Here is an 18243-nt window from a genome sequence, read left to right on the forward strand (position 1 = left end):
CAGTTTGGTTCGTAAACCTCGCACCACTCACCCCAAGGACCTTCCATGGACATCGATCAGGCCCGCACCACGTTCCACGAGCTCCGGGGGCGCGAGAGCGGCGTCTCCCCCGACGAACTCGACGCCGTGTGGGCCGCGCTCGACACCGTCAGGGCCGAAGACATCCTCGGCAGCTGGAAGGGCGACGACTTCGCCACCGGACACCGCCTCCACGAGAAACTGTTCGCGAGCCGCTGGCACGGAAAGACGTTCCACTCCCTCGAGGATGCGAAGCCGTTGATCTGCCGTGACGCGGACGACAACCTCTATTCCGACGTCAAGGCCGGCAACGGCGAAGCGAGCCTGTGGAACATCGAGTTCCGGGGAGAGGTCACGGCGACCATGGTGTACGACGGCGCACCCATCTTCGATCACTTCAAGAAGGTGGACGACTCCACTCTGATGGGCATCATGAACGGCAAGTCCGCACTGGTCCTCGACAACGGCAGGCACTACTACTTCCTGCTCGAAAGAGACTGAGCCCCAATGCAGGTCACAGCAGCGCTCTCACGCGGACCCGATTCTCCGTTCACACTGGAGACCGTCGAACTCGACGAGCCCCGCGCGGACGAAGTCCTGGTGCGCATCGTCGCCACCGGCCTGTGCCACACGGACCTCTTCACCAAGGCGTCCCTCCCCCATGCCCTCGGCCCCGCCGTCCTCGGGCACGAAGGTGCCGGGATCGTCGTGGACGTCGGGTCACGTGTGAATGGGGTGACGCCCGGTGATCACGTGATTCTCAGCTACCGCCACTGCGGCGACTGCGACCAGTGCCGAAGCGCGGGTCCGGCGTACTGCGTCGATGCGCACCGGCTGAACAGTTCGGGCCGGCGCGCGGACGGTTCCGCCACCGTCACCCAGAACGGCGAGCCCGTGCGCGCCGCGTTCTTCGGCCAGTCCAGCTTCGCCGAGCACGTCCTCGCGACGGCCGACAACGTCGTGGTCGTCGACAAGTCCGTCGACCTCGCCGCCGCGGCGCCGCTCGGCTGCGGATTCCAGACGGGTGCGGGCGCGGTACTGAACGTGCTCCGGCCGGGCAACGATTCGAGTGTGGTCGTCTTCGGCACGGGCAGCGTCGGGTTCGCCGCCCTGCTCGCCGCCCGATCAGTCGGCGTCGCAACGCTTCTCGCAGTCGATCCGGTCCCCGCACGCCGTGCGCTCGCGGAGGAATTCGGCGCGGTTGCGATCGATCCCGGATCGCAGGACGTGGTCGCCGCGATCCGTGCGGCGACCGGTGGGGGCGCCACCCACACCCTGGACACGACCGGGATCCCCGCCGTCATCGGCCAGGCCTTGTCGTCCCTGCGGGCGCGCGGCAGCGCGGTGGTCGTCGGGCTGGGTGCGCCCGAAGTGACCGTGAACATTCAGGATCTGATGCTGAGCGGCAAGACCCTCCGCGGCTGCGTCGAGGGCGATTCGTCGGTGCAGCAGTTCATCCCGCAGTTGCTGGCGCTGCACGCGGACGGGAAGTTCCCGTTCGACCGTCTCGTCACCGAGTATCGATTCGACGACATCAACCGCGCCGTCGCCGATCAGGCCGCGGGCACGGTGATCAAGCCCGTGCTCGTGTGGTGAATTCGCTAGGGCGTGGCAGGTGACGGTCCGGCCGGCGGCCCGTCACCCACCTGTCCGTCCTTCGCTTTCGTGTCTCTCCGCATCTCGGCGAGATCCTCGCCGCGCTTGCGGTACGTGAAGCTGACTCCGGCGACGCCCAGGAACAGCACCACTCCGATGATGGCGCCGGCGAGCGACGCGCCGCGGAATCCGGGCGCGTCGACGTCCATGATCCGTTCGCCCGCGTGCGCTGCGCTGTTGCCGCCGAGCACCACACTGAGCGTCAGCAGGTTGGGCAGCACCACCAGGACACCGAGGATCAGCAACACGATCTGCACGGGCTTGAACCGGCGCCGGCGGAACAGCCGCCACGCTCCGCGGAACAGCAGCAGCGGCAGCAGGGTGCACAGGGTGCCGAACAGCAGTCCCCACAGGATGCCGCCGCCGAAGCTGCCGCCCGCCAGCCCTCCCACGTTCTGAGCCCACGCCCGCGGGAGGTAGGCCGCGAGGATGAAGTAGGCGATGACCAGTACCACCAGCAGGACTGCGATGCCGATGGCCTTCTTGGCCCACGCCGGCAGGCCGGATTTCGACGGTGTGGAGGTGGATGCGCTGTTGTCGGTCGTCATGACTGGTCTCCCTGCGTCGGCAACGGTTCTTCGTCCAGCACCTGCTCGGCCAGTCGCTTCGGGGCGACGAGCGTGTACGACGTCCTGATCCACTCACGGAGCTGTTCCCAGTGGGGCTCGTCCGCGTCCGCGACGTCCACTGCGATCCAGCCGTGTCTACCGAGACCGTATCCCGCGGGCTCGGCCCCCGGTTCCGTTGCGACGACCGCTTCGGCCTCGTCGACGGTGAGCTTCACCGTCAACCGGGTGGCCTCCACGTCACTGAACACGAAATTCTTCCCCCGCACCCGGAACGTCGGGTGTCCGTCCCATTGGGCGACGTCCACGCGCACGGCTTCGGGCAACTCGGCGACGATCTGTTCCAGGCGGCTCATGTTGTTGCCCATGTGACGATTGTCGGCAGCGCCCCGACCCACCGCAACCGGCATAACGGACACGCGGGATTCACTAGTGTCGCGTGTCCGGGGGTGTCGACGACGAACCCCATGACGAGGACGGCATCAATGGCATCGATCGACGACCTTCTGTCGCAGATCCCGATCAATCAGATCGCCCGGCAACTCGGCGTCGACGAGGCCACCGCCGAGACCGCGGTGAAATCGGCGCTCCCGACGCTCGTCGGCGGGCTCGGCGCCAACGCCGAAGACCCGAACGGCGCCGCGTCGCTGCAGAGCGCGCTGCACGATCACAGCGGCACGACGCTTCTCGACGGCGGAATCGACATCGACCAGGTCGACACGGCCGACGGCGACAAGATCGTGTCCAACATCTTCGGCGGCGAACGTGACCGGGTGGCGAGCACGCTCGGCGGTGTGGGCGGCAGCGGAGTGGGCAGCGACCTCATGAAGCAGTTGCTCCCGATCCTCGCGCCGATCGTGCTGGCGTACATCGCCAAGCAGGTGACGGGCGGTGGAAGTTCCGCTCCGCAGACGCGGGGCGCCGGCCAGGCGGGCGGAGGTCTCGGGGACGTCCTGGGCGGGCTCCTCGGAGGCAGCGGCGGTTCCGGCGGGCTCGGCGGTGTCCTGGGTGGCCTGCTCGGAAAGGGTGCGGGCGGCGGAAAGAAGTAGGTCCCCGGGGGCGGCGGGGCCACCGCCGCCCCCCGGGTGGCGATATTCACACCTGGGGTGGATCGAATTCCCGGGAGACCGACAGCTCGGACGAACAGGCTCCCGCGCAACCGCCGACACGGCTCGAGTTACGGCGGGGAATCTGTGGGGACCGACAAAACTGTGATCGTCCACAACGGCCCGCGCGTCGCTGTGATGATCTCTCCCTGCGACGATTACGCTGGTCACCGCACACGCACGCTCATCAGTACACTGTCATGTAACGGTTCGCCGCGTCGCGGCGACACATCCCGGAAGATCCATTACGGATCGGTAACTTGGACGGTTCCCGGGCCGCCGACGGCGTTTACCAACCTACTTACGGTGCCGTAGGCTGAACAAAGTCAAATTGAGCTACATGGAGGCATTACACATGGCGAGGGATCTGACCCAACTCGAACTGCTGCAGGAGTTGTCGCCGGTTGCAGAAGAGAACGTCAACCGCCACCTCTCCATGGCCAAGGAATGGCATCCCCACGACTATGTTCCGTGGGACGAAGGACGTAACTTCGCCGCGATGGGCGGCACCGACTGGGATCCCGAGCAGTCGCAGCTCGACGAGGTCGCCAAGGCCGCGATGATCACGAACCTCCTCACCGAGGACAACCTGCCGTCGTACCACCGCGAGATCGCCGAGAACTTCTCGCAGGACGGCGCGTGGGGAACCTGGGTCGGTCGCTGGACCGCCGAGGAGAACCGTCACGGCATCGTGATGCGCGATTACCTCGTCGTGACCCGCGCCGTCGACCCCGTCCAGCTCGAGCGTTTCCGCATGGAGCACATGACCAACGGCTTCGCTTCCCCCGCCGACGTCGACGCCGGCTTCCTCCACTCCGTGGCCTACGTGACGTTCCAGGAACTGGCCACCCGCGTCAGCCACCGCAACACCGGTAAGGCGTGCAAGGACCCGATCGCCGACAGGATGCTGCAGCGCATCGCCGCCGACGAGAACCTGCACATGATCTTCTACCGCAACATGTGCGGCGCAGCCCTCGACCTCGCGCCCGATCAGGCGCTCGAGGCCATCAACATGATCGTCCAGAACTTCCAGATGCCGGGCGCAGGCATGCCGAACTTCCGGCGCAACGGTGTACTCATGGCCAAGCACGGCATCTACGACCTGCGTCAGCACCTCGAAGAGGTCGTGATGCCCGTCCTGCGCAAGTGGAACATCTTCGAGCGGACCGATTTCACCGCCCGCGGCGAAGAGGTCCGCGAGAGCCTCGGCAAGTTCCTCGAGAACCTCGAGGGCCAGGCCACCAAGTTCGAGGAGCAGCGCGACCGCATGCTGGCCCGCGAGGCCAAGAAGCGCGAGCAGAAGGCTTCGTGACGTAAACAGTTATCCTGTGCCCGGTACCGGATTCGGTACCGGGCACAGTTTCGTTCCAGCACTTTCGCAGAGGTCGTCAATGTCATCCCTTCGTATCGGATCGCTCGAGCTGCGCAGTCCGGTGGTTCTGGCCCCCATGGCCGGGATCACCAATGTCGCGTTCCGCACGCTGTGCCGTGAGCTCGAGACGGAGCGCGCAGGCAGCACGTCCGGCCTGTACGTCTGTGAGATGGTGACCGCGCGCGCCCTGGTGGAGCGGCAGCCCGCGACCCTGCACATGACGACGTTCGGCCCGACCGAGACCCCGCGGTCGCTGCAGCTGTACACCGTCGACCCCGACACCACGTACGCCGCGGCCAAGATGATCGTGGACGAGAACATGGCCGACCACATCGACATGAACTTCGGCTGCCCGGTTCCCAAGGTGACCCGCAAGGGTGGCGGCGCGGCGCTGCCGTACAAGCGCACCCTGTTCGGTCGGATCGTCGCCGCCGCCGTGAAGGCGACCGAGGGGACCGACGTCCCGGTGACCGTCAAGTTCCGCGTCGGTATCGACGCCGAACACCACACGCATCTCGACGCAGGCCGGATCGCCGCCGGCGAAGGTGCGGCCGCGGTCGCACTGCACGCGCGTACCGCCTCGCAGCGGTACTCCGGCACGGCCGACTGGAACGAGATCGCCCGGCTCAAGGAGCACGTCACCGACGTGCCCGTTCTCGGGAACGGCGACATCTTCGCCGCCGAGGACGCGGCCCGCATGATGGAGCAGACCGGTTGCGACGGCGTCGTCGTCGGCCGCGGATGCCTCGGCCGGCCGTGGCTGTTCGCGGAGCTGAGCGCGGCACTGAACGGAAAACCGCAGCCCACTCCGCCGAATCTCGGCGAGGTGGCCACGATCATCCGCCGGCACGCGGAACTCCTCGCCGATCATCACGGCGAGGACAAGGGCCTACGTGAACTGCGCAAGCACGTGTCCTGGTACCTGCGCGGCTTCCCCGCAGGGTCCGAGCTGCGGGTCGCGATGGCCCTCGTGAGCACCCTGACCGAACTCGACGACCTCCTCGTCCAGCTCGATCCGACCATCCCGTTCCCCAAGGACGCCGAGGGACCGCGCGGACGGCAGGGTTCACCCGGCACGGTCGCGCTCCCCGAGGGGTGGCTCGACGACCCCGACGACTGCCTGGTGCCCGCCGGCGCCGACCTCATGCATTCTGGTGGTTAGCAGCACGAACGCGCGTCACCTCGCTACATGTGTGGAGCCTCGACGTTCGATAAGTACTATGGCTGGAATCCGTCGAGGCCGACGGAGGTCCGAGTCGGCGGAGAGGTCAGGTTGCATCGGTGGGTGATGATCACAGCTCGGACTCACCGACTCCCGAATCCCGTGCCCCCTGGGAGCGTCCTCTCGCGGATCCCAGCTACCGAGAAGCCCAGTCCGGACGGCCCCGGCGACTCCCGCCGCGGCAGCCACCGCCCGAACGGCGGCCTCCCGAGCAGACCGCGCCGCCCGAACGGACCGCGCCGCCCGGGCACCGGGCGCAGGTAGAACGCACCGAATCGTCCCGCCACGACAGCGGCCGGATCGGCCGCCGGGCCGCGGGTGGGCCCACCGAAGCGCTCTCCGTCGCAGACCTGGTGAAGAAGGTCTCCGGGGAGGAACCGAGCGCGCCGGACGATCCGGACAAGACCGAGATCATTCCCCCGATCGACGAGCGGCAGCCGCCGCCTCCCGGGGTTCCGCCGCGGGACACCCCTGCCGCGCCTCCGCCGCCGGAGCCGGAGCCGCCGCAGAGCAAATCCGAGCCCGAACGGGTCGCGGATTCCGCCGAGACCACCGCGGTCCCGCAGGTGGTCGGTAACCCGGGTACCACCCGCCTGGCTCTCAGCAAGACCCGCAAACGCAAGCGTCTCCGTGCAGCAGGACGCGCAGTCGTCGCACTCGTGGCGGTGATCGCACTCGCCGGAACCGGCATCGTTTGGGGTTACCTCCGCTCCACCGAGGGCAAGTTCGACCAGATCGCGGCACTCGACACGGAGTCGACCGACATCGTCGACGCCGTCGGGCAGACCGGTGACGAGACCTATCTCATCGTCGGCAGCGACACCCGCGCCGGCGCGAGCGGCGAAGTGGGTGCCGGAACCATCGACGACGCCGAGGGATCCCGCGCCGACACGGTGATGCTCGTCAACATCCCTGCCGACCGGAGCCGGGTGGTCGCGGTGTCGTTCCCCCGCGACCTCGATGTCGAGCGGCCCGTCTGCCAGGGCTGGGACAACGCCAGCGGCACCTACACCGAGGAGACCTTTCCCGCCGCCGACGGCGACAAACTCAACGCCACCTACGCGCTCGGCGGACCGAAGTGCCTGGTGAAGGTGATCCAGAAGATGTCGGGTCTGAAGATCGGCCACTTCGTCGGCATGGACTTCGCCGGCTTCGAGTCGATGGTCAACGAGATCGGCGGGGTCAAGGTCTGTACCACCCAGCCGCTCGAGGACGGCGTCCTCGGCACCGTTCTGCCGCAGGCGGGCACCCAGATGCTCGACGGCAAGACCGCACTGAACTTCGTCCGCGCCCGACATGTCGAGGCGGAGGGCAACGGCGACTACGGCCGCATCAACCGTCAGCAGAGATTCCTGTCCGCCCTGCTGCGGGGCGCCCTGTCCAGTCAGGTGCTGCTCAATCCCAGCAAACTGAACGGCTTCATCAACGCGTTCACCCGCGACACATTCGTCGAGAACATCGACACGAAGTCGCTGGTCACGCTCGGACGTTCATTGCAGAACGTCGATGCGGGCGCGGTCACGTTCCTGACGGTGCCCACCGCGGGGACCACCGAGTGGGGCAACGAGATTCCCCGCACCGACGACATCAAGGCCATCTTCCGCGCCATCATCGACGACGAGGCGCTGCCCGGCGAGAAGCGTGCGGAACCCCTGCCCTCCGCCCCCGAACCGCAGGCCGCGCCGGCGCCGCTGTCGGTCCAGGCCGTCGACCCGTCCAGCGTGACCGTGCAGGTGTCGAACGCGTCGGGTGAGTCGGGACTGGCCGCGACCGTGGCCGATTCACTGGCCGCCGAGGGGTTCCAGATCTACAACGTCGGCAACTACACGGGTACCAGCGGCGAGACCGTCGTCCGGTTCTCGCCGGGCCACGAAGCCGAGGCGGCGACCCTGGCGTCGTCGTTCCCGGGTGCGGTGCTCGAATCGACCACCGGACTCGGCACGGTCGTCGAGGTCGCGCTCGGTTCGGACTTCTCCGGGACCGTCCAGACGCCCAGTCCGATCGACACACCGCTCAGTATGTCGGGCGTGCGAGAGGGCCAGCAGGAGGACGTGGAAATCCCCGCGGACCTGGCAGTTGTGAACGCGGGCGACACGTCCTGCGAATGAGCGCCCGCCGGGTCACGTCGTTCACTCTGCGTTTACCGTGTGATCGTGACTTGGTTTCCCGTGCACCGTAGGCTGTGACCTCATGCGCGTGGCTTACAACGAACAGATGACCGAGCTTGCCGACTTGCTCGGTGAGATGGCGGGGCTTGCGGGGGTCGCCATGGAGCGAGCCACCCAGTCGCTGCTCCAGGCAGATCTTTCCCTCGCCGAGCAGGTGATCGGCGAGCACGACAAGATCACCGAGCTCAGCACCATCTGCGAGGAGCGGGCGTTCGCCCTCCTCGCCCTGCAGGCACCGGTCGCCGGCGACCTCCGCTCGGTCGTCAGCGGGATCCAGATCGTCGCCGATATCGACCGCATGGGTGCGCTGGCTCTCCACGTCGCCAAGATTGCGCGCCGCCGACATCCCAACCACGTGCTTCCCGAAGAGGTCAACGGCTACTTCGCCGAGATGGGACGCATCGCCGTCTCCATCGGCGCCGCTGCCCGCGAGGTTCTCGAGACGCGCGATCCGGAGCGGGCCGCGCGCCTGCGTGAAGAGGACGAGGCGATGGACGACCTTCACCGTCACCTGTTCACGGTCCTCATGGACCGGGAGTGGAAGCACGGCGTGGCCGCGGCGGTCGACGTCACCCTGCTCGGCCGCTTCTACGAGCGTTTCGCCGACCACGCCGTCGAGGTGGGCCGCCGGGTGATCTTCCTCGTCACCGGCAAGCTGCCCGACGAGACCCAGACGCCCGCCGTCGACGCCGACACCCTCACCTCGTACCCCGACCGGTAGAACTCCCCCAACACTTTTCGCGCGAACGGGACGCTCGTACGGTCAGACCGTACGAGCGTCCCGTTCGTTCGGCCGAGGCCACCCGAGGTCGCCTTCCGCAGACACGAGAACGCCCCGACCGCAGTACCGGCCGGGGCGTTCTCGTTGTGCTCGCTCTATCCGAAGCGGCCCGAGATGTAGTCCTCGGTGGCCTTCTGCGTCGGGTTGGAGAAGATCTTCTCGGTGTCGTCGATCTCGACGAGGCGGCCCGGCTTGCCGGTGGCCTCGAGGTTGAAGAACGCCGTCTGGTCACTCACACGCGCGGCTTGCTGCATGTTGTGGGTGACGATCACGATGGTGAAGTCCTTCTTCAGCTCCGTGATCAGGTCCTCGATCGCGAGGGTCGAGATCGGGTCGAGCGCCGAGCAGGGCTCGTCCATCAGCAGGACGTCGGGCGAGACCGCGATGGCCCGGGCAATGCACAGACGCTGCTGCTGACCGCCGGAGAGTCCGCCGCCCGGCTTGTCGAGACGGTCCTTGACCTCGGTCCACAGGTTGGCGCCGCGCAGCGACCGCTCGGCCACCTCGTCGAGACGCTTCTTGCTGCGCTCGCCCTGCAGTTTGAGGCCGGCCACCACGTTGTCCTTGATGGACATCGTCGGGAACGGGTTGGGACGCTGGAACACCATGCCGATCGTCTTGCGGACGCCGACCGGGTCGATGCCGGAACCGTAGATGTCCTCACCGTCGAGCAGGATCGAACCCTCCACGCGCGCACCGGGAGTCACCTCGTGCATGCGGTTCAGCGAACGCAGCACCGTCGACTTGCCGCACCCGGATGGGCCGATGAAGGCGGTCACGTTCCGCGGGGGGACGGACAGCCCGACATCGGCGACGGCGTGGAACTTGCCGTAGTAGATGTTGACGTCCTTGAGATCCAGACGCTTGGCCATTACCGGCTCCCTACTGATTGGTGTTCGAGATCGAGTGTATGTGTCACTTGCTGCGCACCTGTGAGAAGTGGCCGATGACCTTGGCCAGGATGTTGAGGACGGCAATGAGGAGAATCAGCGTGAGCGCCGCGCCCCAGATGCGGTTGGTACCGGCATCGGTCGGGTTGTTCATCTCGGCGACCATGACGCCGGGCAGCGTGCCCATCTCGCCACCGAACAGATTGAAATTGATGAAGGGTGCGTAACCCACGAGGATCAGCAGCGGCGCGGTTTCGCCCATCACCCGGGCCAGCGCCAGCATGACGCCCGTGATGATGCCGGGCAGTGCGGTGGGCAGCACGATCTTGGCGATCGTCTTCCACTTCGGAACGCCCAGCGCGTACGACGCCTCGCGCAGGTCCTGCGGAACGATGCGGAGCATCTCCTCCGTGCTGCGGACGACGACGGGAACCATCAGCAGCACCAGGGCGAGCGCAACGGCGAAGCCGGACTTGGGGAAACCGAACGTCGCGATCCACAGGGCGTAGATGAACAGGGCGGCCACGATGGACGGGACACCGCTCAGGATGTCGACCATGAACGTGGTCAGCTTCGCCAGCCGCGACTTCCGGTCGGCGTACTCGACGAGATAGATCGCGACGAACAGTCCGAGGGGAATGGACAGCACCGCGCAGACGATTCCCTGCAGAATCGTGCCGATCAGCGCGTGATAGATGCCGCCGCCTGCCGCCGAGGACGTCAGTCCGCTGAGCGAGTGGGTGAACCACGTGGCCGACGTCAGGGCAGGGATTCCCTTGATGACCGCGGTGACCAGGACCCACACCAGCGGGACCAGCGCCACGAGCACTGCCAGCGTCACGAGGACGGTGGCGGTCAGATCGATGATGCGTCGGCGGACACCGACCCCCTGGAAGGTGGGGGCCTTGACCGGCTTGTCGAGTGTCGCGGTCATGGGTCAGTCCTTCTTTCCTGCGATCACGGCGCGGGCAGCGGCGTTCACGACGAAGGTGAGCACGAAGAGCACCAGACCTGCGGCGATGTAAGCGCCGGCCTGAATGTTGTTGTTGAATTCCGCGTAGCCGAGGGCGATCTTGGAGGCGATGGTGGCGCCGCCGTCGAACAGCGACCATCCGAAGGGCTGCGACGTGGTGCGCAGGATCAGGTAGAGCGCCATGGTCTCGCCGAGGGCGCGACCCAAACCGAGCATCGATCCGCTGATGTAGCCCGACTTGCCGAACGGAATGATCGTGGTTCGCACCACTTCCCACCGGGTGGCACCCAGCGCGAGCGCTGCCTCGATCTGGGGCGTCGGAGTCTGCACGAACACCTCGCGGGTCACCGCGGTGATGACGGGAAGGATCATGACGGCGAGGACGATACCTGCGGTGAAAATGGTGCCACCGCCGGTGATGGAACCGCTTCCTGTCGCGAACAGCGGGAACCAGCCGAGCTTTTCGTTGAGCCACATGGCAAGCGGCCTGATCGCGGGAGCGAACACCAGCAGACCCCAGAGGCCGTAGACGATCGACGGCACGGCGGCCAGCAGGTCGATCACGTACGCCAGCGGACGTTTGAGCCAGTTCGGCGAGTACTCGGTGAGGAAGATCGCGATACCGAGTGCGACCGGCATCGCGAGGACCAGAGCGAACAGCGAGACGAGCACCGTCACCTGGAACAGGTCGAGAACACCGAACGCCATGGCGTTGATGTTCTGGGTGACCCACTCGCGGCTGGTGAGGAAGTTGACCTGATTCCGGCTCAGTGCGGGAACTGCGCGCCAGATCAGGAAGATGCCGATCGCGGCGATGAGGATGGAGATGAAGACGGCCGAGGTCGTTGCGAGGGATTTGAAAATCCGATCCCCAGGCCTGGCGGCGGCCTTGCCGCGGGGTGCACCTGCCGGAGTCGGGGTTTCGGCCTTGGTGGTACTCAACTCGGCCTCCGGGGTGCCGTTCGGACCGCCCACCCCGACTCCGCCGGAAGCGGAGCCGGAGGCGCGAGGTGCTGATTCGATGTGCGCTTCACTCATCTGCGCTCGCAATCTTTCCTGGTCAGAATATCGAGTCATGGGCGGGTCCGAACGATTAACGGTGCGATCAGCCGATGGCGGCGATCGATGCGTTCAGCTTCTCCTTCATGGAGTCGGGCAGCGGCACGTAACCCTGCTCGGCCAGGTTGCCCTGCCCCTCGTTGGCTGCGCTGGTCAGGAACGACTTGACCGCAGCGGAGGTGTCGGCGTCGTAGCCCTTCGAGCACACGATCTCGTAGGTGGCGAGCACCAGCGGGTACGCGCCCGCTTCCTTGGTACCGAAGATCGAGCCGAGGTCGAGGGTCAGATCGCCCACACCCTGACCCTTGAACTGCGCACCCTCGATGGCCTTCGCCGCGGACTCGTCGGACAGCGCGACGGGGCCGGAGCCGGTGTCGATCTGCGCGGCAGCAAGCTTGTTCTGGTCGGCGTAGGACTTCTCGACGTAGGTGATCGAGCCCGGGGCGGAGGCCACTGCCTGCGCGACACCGGCCGAACCCTTGGCGCCCTCACCGATTCCGCCGGTGAAGTCGGAACCGGCACCGGTGGTCCAGGCGCCGTTGGAGGCGGCCGTCAGGTACTGCTGGAAGTTGTCGGTGGTTCCCGACGAATCCGAGCGGATGATGGCGGTGACGTCCTGGTCGGGCAGGGTGGCGCCGGGGTTGAGCGCGGCGATGGCCGGGTCGTTCCACTTCTTGATGGTGCCGTTGAAGATCTTGGCGGTCACCTCACCGTTCAGCACCAGGTCCTCGACGCCGTCGAGGTTGTAGGCGATCGCGACGGGTCCGAAGACCAGCGGAAGGTTCCAGGCCTCGCCGCCGACGCACCGGGCCTTGGCCTGCTCGGCCTGCTCGGCCTTGATCGCCGAGTCGGAGCCGGCGAAGTCGATCTGGCCCGCGATGAACTGGGTCCGTCCGTCGCCGGAACCGCTGGGGTTGTACGCCAGGTTGACGGTCTTGCCCTTTTCCTGGCAGACGGAGATGTAGGTGGAGACGAACTGATCCATGGCGTTCTTCTGGGCCGAGGAACCGGCCGCGGAGAGGTTGGCCTTGCCCTCGCACGTCGCGTTGGACGACGATGCGTCGACGCCGCTCGACGCCGCGTTGTTGTCGCTGCCACACGCGGCCAAGGTCATGGCACCCAGGGCCACTGCACCGAGCAGGGCGCCACTGCGCTTGAGATTCACCTAGTCCTCCGGAAATACCGTCTCGCCCGCGATCGGGCGGCGACATGAGGTGCGCTTCGTTGAAATCTGCACCAGGCAACACGGCGCTGCCCACGGAGAAACCTAGGGGTAGCTAATGTCCAGTTGGACCACTATCGGTGAACGGAAGGTGAACAGACCGCGCATTTGTCCACATTTCCGAGACGAACAACGAGTGCGGAAGTAGAGGAGCACCTCAGGCGCGCGCGTACGCGACGTCGGTGTGGAACCGCTCGAATCCGAGCCGGTCGTAGGTGTGCAGCGCCGATTCGTTGTCGCCCTCGACGTAGAGCAGCACCGCACCGAGCCCGCGGTCGCGCAGGTAGTGCAGCCCGGCGAGCGTCAGCAACCGGCCGAGACCACGTCCCTGGGCGTCGGGGCCGATCGCCACCACGTAGACCTCACCGATGGCCGGCTCGTCGCCCTGCTTCGGATGCACCTTGGTCCAGTGGAATCCGAGCAACCGCTGATCGTCCGAAGCGGCGAACGCCATGAACAGGCCGGACGGATCGAACCAGGCCTCCGCGCAGCGTTCGGCCAATTCGCGTTCGGTCCACGACCCCTGCTCGGGATGCCAGGCGAAGGCGGCAGCGTTGACCCGCAGGACCTCGGGATCGTCCTCGACGCCACGGTACACACGGAGTGAAATATCTTCCGGCACAACGAGTTCAGGGAGTTCCGCATCGGCGAGTGGACGCCGGAGCTGCAGGAGTTCGCGCGCACCGATCAGCCCGAGGCGCTGCGCCACCGCCTGCGCCGCAGGCAGGTTGCCGTGCGCCCACACCCGGGCGTCCGGACCACCCGCGGACAGGACCTCGGCGACCAGCCGGCCACCGATTCCGCGGCCACGCGCCGCAGGGTCGACGGCGAGTTCGGCCATCGCAGGATGATCCCCGCGCCCCGGCTGCAGCTGCGCATACCCGACGATCCGATCGGCGTCGGTCTCCACGAGATGACGGACACCGTCGCTACCGGCGCCGGACACGGCGTGCACACCCTGCTCCGACACCGGCGCGGTTCCGTCCACGGCCGTCGCGCGTTCGAGCAGTGCGGACACGTCCGCAGCCTGCTTGCCGTCGAGTCGATCAGTCCAGGACTGAACCGAAGCACTCACTGGATCGCCGGCCCTTCCGCGGATTCGAAGTCCGCATCCTCGGCGTCGAGGTCGTCGACGGGCGGCACCGGCACACCCGACTTGCTGCGGGTGGGACGGACGGCCTTGTAGCCGACGTTGCGGACTGTACCGATCAAGGATTCGTACTCGCTGCCCAGCTTGGCGCGCAGACGACGCACGTGGACGTCGACCGTGCGGGTACCGCCGAAGAAGTCGTAACCCCACACCTCCTGCAGCAACTGCGCGCGGGTGAAGACGCGACCCGCGTGCTGTGCCAGGTATTTGAGGAGTTCGAACTCCTTGTAGGTGAGGTCGAGGGGCCGGCCGCGCAGACGGGCCGTGTACGTGCCCTCGTCGATGACCAGTTCGCCCAGCGTGATCTTGCCGGAGGCCTCCGGGCTGGCGACGCCGCCGGTGCGTCCGACCAGCAGTCGGAGACGGGCGTCCACCTCGGCCGGACCGGTGCCCGGGAGCAGGATGTCGTCGAGGCCCCAGTCGGAATTGACCGCCACCAGGCCACCTTCGGTGAGCACCGCCACCACGGGAACCGCGGAACCCGTGCTGCCCAGCAGCCGGCAGAGGCCGCGAGCCGCCGCGAGATCGGTGCGCGCATCCACCAGGGCGATGTCGGCGGAGCTCGCTTCCAGGAGAGAGGACACCTCCGTCGGGGCTGGCCGCACCGAATGCGCCAGCAGGGCGAGGGCAGGCAGCACTGCCTCGGGGTTGGGGTCGGAGGTAAGAAGCAGTAGCTCCACACAGCCTCCCATCTCGTCGCCGTCGTACCCGGCCGGCCGACGGATCGTTCATCCGCCGGTCCAGGTAGATCGACACTGAAGGTATCGACACTTTTGTCGGTGACAGAGTAGCGCGCCGCCGTCGGCGTTCGTTGCACCGAACCCCGGCAAGCGGCGCGGAGGTCGCACCGACACTCCCCCGACCGGTGTCCGTCACAATGGGGCCGTGCGGAAACTCATCATCGGAATCGTCTTCCTCGTGGCTCTCGGTCTCGTCGTCGACTTCGGTTCGGCGGCCTACGCGGAGTACCGGGTGTCGCGGGAACTCCGGGCAGGCGCGTCCCTCACAGCGGATCCCGAGGTGACGGTTCACGGCTTTCCGTTCCTCAACCAGGCGTGGGACGGAAAGTACGAGAACATCGAGATCCGCGCGCAGGGAGTACAGAGTGACGTCGTGGGTGAGGTGACGGTCGAGTCCACCCTCCTGGGTGTCTCCGCGCCGCTGTCCGACCTCGTCGACGGCTCCGTGAAGACCCTTCCGGTCGATCACCTCTCCGGCCGCATGCTCATCGACGCCACCGACCTGGGACGCTTCCTCGACATCCCCGACCTGCAGGTTTCGGCCCCGCCGGCCAGTAAGTCGGACGGCACCGGCGGCTCCGGCGGCTCGGGGATGCCGACCGCGGGCGGCGTCGTCCTCACCGGCACGGTCCCCGTCGGGCCCATCGAAACCACGGTCAGCGTGCAGGCCGACCTGGTTCTCGACAGCGGTCAGGTGAAGATCGTCGCCAGCGACTTCTACTTCGGCCCCGAAGGCCACGCCGACTTCACCATCCCCGAACCCCTCGCCCCCGCGATCCTCGGCCTCTTCACCCGGACGATCGACCCCCGGGAACTACCGTTCGGCGTCCAGCCGACGGAGGTCTACGCGGAAGGCTCGCAGATCGTCATCGAGGGCGTCGGCAACAACGTCACGATCGACCTGAACGAACTGCAGAGCCGATGACCGGAATCACACTGTTACTGATCGCACTGTTCGCCGCCGTCGCGTTCGGGCTCGTCTGGCAACGCCGCCAGGGGACGGTCCGGAGTACCGGCGGGACGACCGCGGTCGTGACCGACCAGCGACGGCTACTCCTCGAGGCGGCGGGCGTCGGGCCGGCGTCGCCCGAGCACCCTCGACGGGCCACCGTTCTCCATTTCTCCGCCGACTGGTGCGGACCGTGCGCGGCGGTGCGCAGGGTGGTGGGACAGGTCGTCGCGGACCTCGCAGGTGAGCCGGAACCTCCCGTCGAAGTGGAGGTCAACATCGACGAGTATCCCGCTCTCGCCAAGGAACTCGGCGTTCTGTCGTTGCCGACGACGTTCATTCTCGACGCCGACCTGCAGCAACGCTTCCGGGTGTCCGGAGTGCCCGCCGCGACCAACCTGCGGGCCGCGCTGGAACCCCTCACCCGGCCCCCGGCTTCAAATTCCTGAAGAACCGGGTAAACTCGTCGTCGTGCAATCCAGCCACGAGCTCATGCTCACCCGTCGCCGCACAGTTGACCTGTGCCGCCTCGGGGCTTGTTGCTGTACCTGTTGCTGATCACCAGGGCTGTCGCTTTCTGCTGACACCGCGGACTCCGCGCACGTGATCGAACCCCCGATGACGACGTCGTCCGTCGTCGTTCGGCGCCAGGCAAGCATTCAGGACTCACCGCAGGAGCACTTCTCATGTCCACAACACTCGAGCTCGAGCAGGTCGACGTTCGTGGCCCCCGGTTCGCCGCCTGGGTCACCACCGCCGTCCTCGTCGCCGTCCTCGTCGTGTCGACGTTCTCGCTGGTCGCAGCAGGAATTTTGCTGGCGCTGCAAGCGGTCGTCTTCGCGGCAGGCGCAGCCACCGGGCCGCGACGCAGCCCGTACGGCCGGATCTTCGGCACCCTCGTCGCGCCGCGACTCGCCCCGGTGAGTGCACGCGAACCCGTCGCACCGCTTCGCTTCGCGCAGCTCGTCGGTTTCGTCTTCGCCGCCGTCGGCACCGTCGGCTTCTTCGCCGGCTCCGGCGTCGTCGGCGCCGTAGCCACCGCATTCGCCCTGTTCGCGGCGTTTCTCAATGCTGCGTTCGGCATCTGCCTCGGCTGCCAGATCTATCCACTCGTCGCACGCTTCCGCACGGCGGCCTGAAAGTTTCACACCCAGAACCACTGCACGATCCACCCGACACAAGTAAGTACACATCGAAAGGAACACCATGGCTCGCTCCGATGTCCTAGTCTCCGCCGACTGGGCTGAGCAGAACCTCAACGCCCCCAAGACCGTTTTCGTCGAGGTGGATGAGGACACCAGCGCATACGACGGCGGCCACATCGAAGGCGCCATCCGCCTCGACTGGCGGAAGGACCTGCAGGACGGCGTCCGTCGTGACTTCCTGAACCAGCAGCAGTTCTCCGATCTCCTGTCCGCCAAGGGCGTCGCCAACGACGACACCATCGTTCTGTACGGCGGCAACAACAACTGGTTCGCGGCCTACGCGTACTGGTACTTCAAGCTGTACGGCCACCAGGACGTCAAGCTGATCGACGGCGGCCGCAAGAAGTGGGAGCTCGACGGGCGTCCCCTCTCCAAGGAGACCGTCACCCGCGAGGCCACCCAGTACAAGGCCGAGGCCCCCGACCTGTCGATCCGCGCGTTCCGTGACGAGGTCATCGACGCCATCGGCAGCAAGAACCTCGTCGACGTGCGTTCGCCCGACGAGTTCTCCGGCAAGATCCTCGCTCCCGCGCACCTGCCGCAGGAGCAGGCGCAGCAGCGTGGACACATCCCCACGGCCATCAACATCCCGTGGAGCACCACCGCAAACGAGGACGGCACGTTCAAGTCGGACGACGACCTGGAGAAGCTGTACTCGGAGAAGGGCTACGACGAGTCCAAGCCCACCATCGCGTACTGCCGTATCGGCGAGCGCTCCAGCCACACCTGGTTCGTGCTCAAGGAGATCCTCGGCAAGTCCGATGTCAAGAACTACGACGGCAGCTGGGTCGAATACGGCTCGCTCGTCGGCGCACCCATCGAGTTGGAGGTTCACTGAGCCATGTGTGGAGCACCTGTACAGACCCAGACCCTGCCCGCGGGCGTCGACGTCGAGAAGGAAACGGTCATCACCGGCCGCGTTCTCGCCGCTGACGGCCAGCCGATCGGTGGAGCGTTCGTGCGTCTCCTCGACGGCGGCGGAGAGTTCACCGCCGAGGTCGTCGCCTCGGGCACCGGAGACTTCCGCTTCTTCGCCGCTCCCGGCGAGTGGACCGTGCGCGCACTGTCCAGCTCCGGCAACGGCACCTCGACGGTGAGCCCGTCGAGCGCAGGCGTGCACAACGTCGACGTCACGGTCGGCAAGTAATCACCAGCTGACGACACCA

The 18243-nt window shown here is 66.8% G+C and carries 20 protein-coding genes; 12 read left to right on the top strand and 8 right to left on the bottom strand.

Features of this window, described 5'->3' with window-relative positions; genetic code table 11:
• Positions 1 to 45 precede the first annotated feature (45 nt).
• On the top strand, positions 46 to 519 hold the full coding sequence (locus JVH1_RS11900; protein WP_009477935.1) for a DUF4334 domain-containing protein: 474 nt from the start codon (positions 46 to 48) through the stop codon (positions 517 to 519).
• A 6-nt stretch (positions 520 to 525) separates the two neighbouring features.
• The gene (locus JVH1_RS11905; RefSeq protein ID WP_009477934.1) at positions 526 to 1614 is read left to right on the top strand and encodes an NAD(P)-dependent alcohol dehydrogenase; all 1089 of its coding nucleotides are present in this window, start codon (positions 526 to 528) and stop codon (positions 1612 to 1614) included.
• 5 nt (positions 1615 to 1619) lie between these two features.
• Here JVH1_RS11905 and JVH1_RS11910 read toward each other — a convergent pair whose 3' ends face one another.
• Positions 1620 to 2222, bottom strand: a complete 603-nt coding sequence (locus tag JVH1_RS11910; protein ID WP_009477933.1) for a hypothetical protein — start codon at positions 2220 to 2222, stop codon at positions 1620 to 1622.
• Positions 2219 to 2608 carry an MmcQ/YjbR family DNA-binding protein gene (locus tag JVH1_RS11915; protein WP_009477932.1) on the bottom strand — a complete coding sequence of 130 codons (390 nt, stop codon included), beginning with the start codon at positions 2606 to 2608 and terminating at the stop codon, positions 2219 to 2221. The genes JVH1_RS11910 and JVH1_RS11915 overlap by 4 nt, the downstream gene beginning before the upstream one ends.
• A gap of 117 nt (positions 2609 to 2725) precedes the next feature.
• On the opposite strand from JVH1_RS11915, the gene JVH1_RS11920 reads away from it, so the two are divergent.
• The 5 genes from JVH1_RS11920 to phoU all read left to right on the top strand — a co-directional run bounded on the left by JVH1_RS11920 (position 2726) and on the right by phoU (position 8829).
• The gene (locus JVH1_RS11920; RefSeq protein WP_043780952.1) at positions 2726 to 3289 is read left to right on the top strand and encodes a DUF937 domain-containing protein; all 564 of its coding nucleotides are present in this window, start codon (positions 2726 to 2728) and stop codon (positions 3287 to 3289) included.
• A gap of 412 nt (positions 3290 to 3701) precedes the next feature.
• A complete protein-coding gene (locus tag JVH1_RS11925; RefSeq protein ID WP_009477930.1) occupies positions 3702 to 4658 on the top strand; it encodes an acyl-ACP desaturase in 957 nt (318 codons plus the stop codon).
• A 79-nt stretch (positions 4659 to 4737) separates the two neighbouring features.
• Positions 4738 to 5880 carry a tRNA dihydrouridine synthase DusB gene (dusB, locus tag JVH1_RS11930; RefSeq protein WP_009477929.1) on the top strand — a complete coding sequence of 381 codons (1143 nt, stop codon included), beginning with the start codon at positions 4738 to 4740 and terminating at the stop codon, positions 5878 to 5880.
• Between the two features lie 119 nt (positions 5881 to 5999).
• Entirely contained in the window at positions 6000 to 8048 is a 2049-nt protein-coding gene (locus JVH1_RS11935; RefSeq protein ID WP_009477928.1) for an LCP family protein, read from the top strand.
• Positions 8049 to 8130: 82 nt separating this feature from the next.
• The gene (phoU, locus tag JVH1_RS11940; protein ID WP_011597165.1) at positions 8131 to 8829 is read left to right on the top strand and encodes a phosphate signaling complex protein PhoU; all 699 of its coding nucleotides are present in this window, start codon (positions 8131 to 8133) and stop codon (positions 8827 to 8829) included.
• Between the two features lie 155 nt (positions 8830 to 8984).
• On the opposite strand, the gene pstB is transcribed toward phoU, so the two are convergent.
• From pstB to JVH1_RS11970, 6 genes are all read right to left on the bottom strand, one after another.
• Entirely contained in the window at positions 8985 to 9761 is a 777-nt protein-coding gene (gene pstB, locus JVH1_RS11945) for a phosphate ABC transporter ATP-binding protein PstB (RefSeq protein WP_007301060.1), read from the bottom strand.
• A gap of 43 nt (positions 9762 to 9804) precedes the next feature.
• On the bottom strand, positions 9805 to 10713 hold the full coding sequence (gene pstA / locus JVH1_RS11950; RefSeq protein WP_009477926.1) for a phosphate ABC transporter permease PstA: 909 nt from the start codon (positions 10711 to 10713) through the stop codon (positions 9805 to 9807).
• Positions 10714 to 10716: 3 nt separating this feature from the next.
• The gene (gene pstC, locus JVH1_RS11955) at positions 10717 to 11790 is read right to left on the bottom strand and encodes a phosphate ABC transporter permease subunit PstC (protein ID WP_043780950.1); all 1074 of its coding nucleotides are present in this window, start codon (positions 11788 to 11790) and stop codon (positions 10717 to 10719) included.
• A gap of 67 nt (positions 11791 to 11857) precedes the next feature.
• A complete protein-coding gene (gene pstS, locus JVH1_RS11960; protein WP_009477924.1) occupies positions 11858 to 12976 on the bottom strand; it encodes a phosphate ABC transporter substrate-binding protein PstS in 1119 nt (372 codons plus the stop codon).
• Positions 12977 to 13190: 214 nt separating this feature from the next.
• Positions 13191 to 14108 (bottom strand): mycothiol synthase, encoded by a 918-nt coding sequence (gene mshD, locus JVH1_RS11965; RefSeq protein ID WP_009477923.1) that lies wholly within the window; start codon positions 14106 to 14108, stop codon positions 13191 to 13193.
• Positions 14105 to 14863 carry a response regulator transcription factor gene (locus JVH1_RS11970; protein ID WP_009477922.1) on the bottom strand — a complete coding sequence of 253 codons (759 nt, stop codon included), beginning with the start codon at positions 14861 to 14863 and terminating at the stop codon, positions 14105 to 14107. Before JVH1_RS11970 ends, mshD begins: the two co-directional genes overlap by 4 nt.
• A gap of 205 nt (positions 14864 to 15068) precedes the next feature.
• On the opposite strand from JVH1_RS11970, the gene JVH1_RS11975 reads away from it, so the two are divergent.
• The 5 genes from JVH1_RS11975 to JVH1_RS11995 all read left to right on the top strand — a co-directional run bounded on the left by JVH1_RS11975 (position 15069) and on the right by JVH1_RS11995 (position 18224).
• The gene (locus tag JVH1_RS11975; protein WP_009477921.1) at positions 15069 to 15848 is read left to right on the top strand and encodes an LmeA family phospholipid-binding protein; all 780 of its coding nucleotides are present in this window, start codon (positions 15069 to 15071) and stop codon (positions 15846 to 15848) included.
• Complete coding sequence (locus tag JVH1_RS11980) at positions 15845 to 16321, top strand: co-chaperone YbbN (RefSeq protein ID WP_009477920.1); 477 nt, start codon at positions 15845 to 15847, stop codon at positions 16319 to 16321. The genes JVH1_RS11975 and JVH1_RS11980 overlap by 4 nt, the downstream gene beginning before the upstream one ends.
• 237 nt (positions 16322 to 16558) lie before the next feature.
• Positions 16559 to 17011 carry a DUF4395 domain-containing protein gene (locus JVH1_RS11985; protein ID WP_009477919.1) on the top strand — a complete coding sequence of 151 codons (453 nt, stop codon included), beginning with the start codon at positions 16559 to 16561 and terminating at the stop codon, positions 17009 to 17011.
• Between the two features lie 67 nt (positions 17012 to 17078).
• A complete protein-coding gene (locus tag JVH1_RS11990; RefSeq protein WP_009477918.1) occupies positions 17079 to 17915 on the top strand; it encodes a sulfurtransferase in 837 nt (278 codons plus the stop codon).
• Between the two features lie 3 nt (positions 17916 to 17918).
• The gene (locus JVH1_RS11995; protein WP_009477917.1) at positions 17919 to 18224 is read left to right on the top strand and encodes a DUF1416 domain-containing protein; all 306 of its coding nucleotides are present in this window, start codon (positions 17919 to 17921) and stop codon (positions 18222 to 18224) included.
• Positions 18225 to 18243 lie beyond the last annotated feature (19 nt).

Origin of the sequence: Rhodococcus sp. JVH1 (genome assembly GCF_000280725.2) — a bacterium.
Lineage (GTDB): Bacteria > Actinomycetota > Actinomycetes > Mycobacteriales > Mycobacteriaceae > Rhodococcus_F > Rhodococcus_F jostii_A.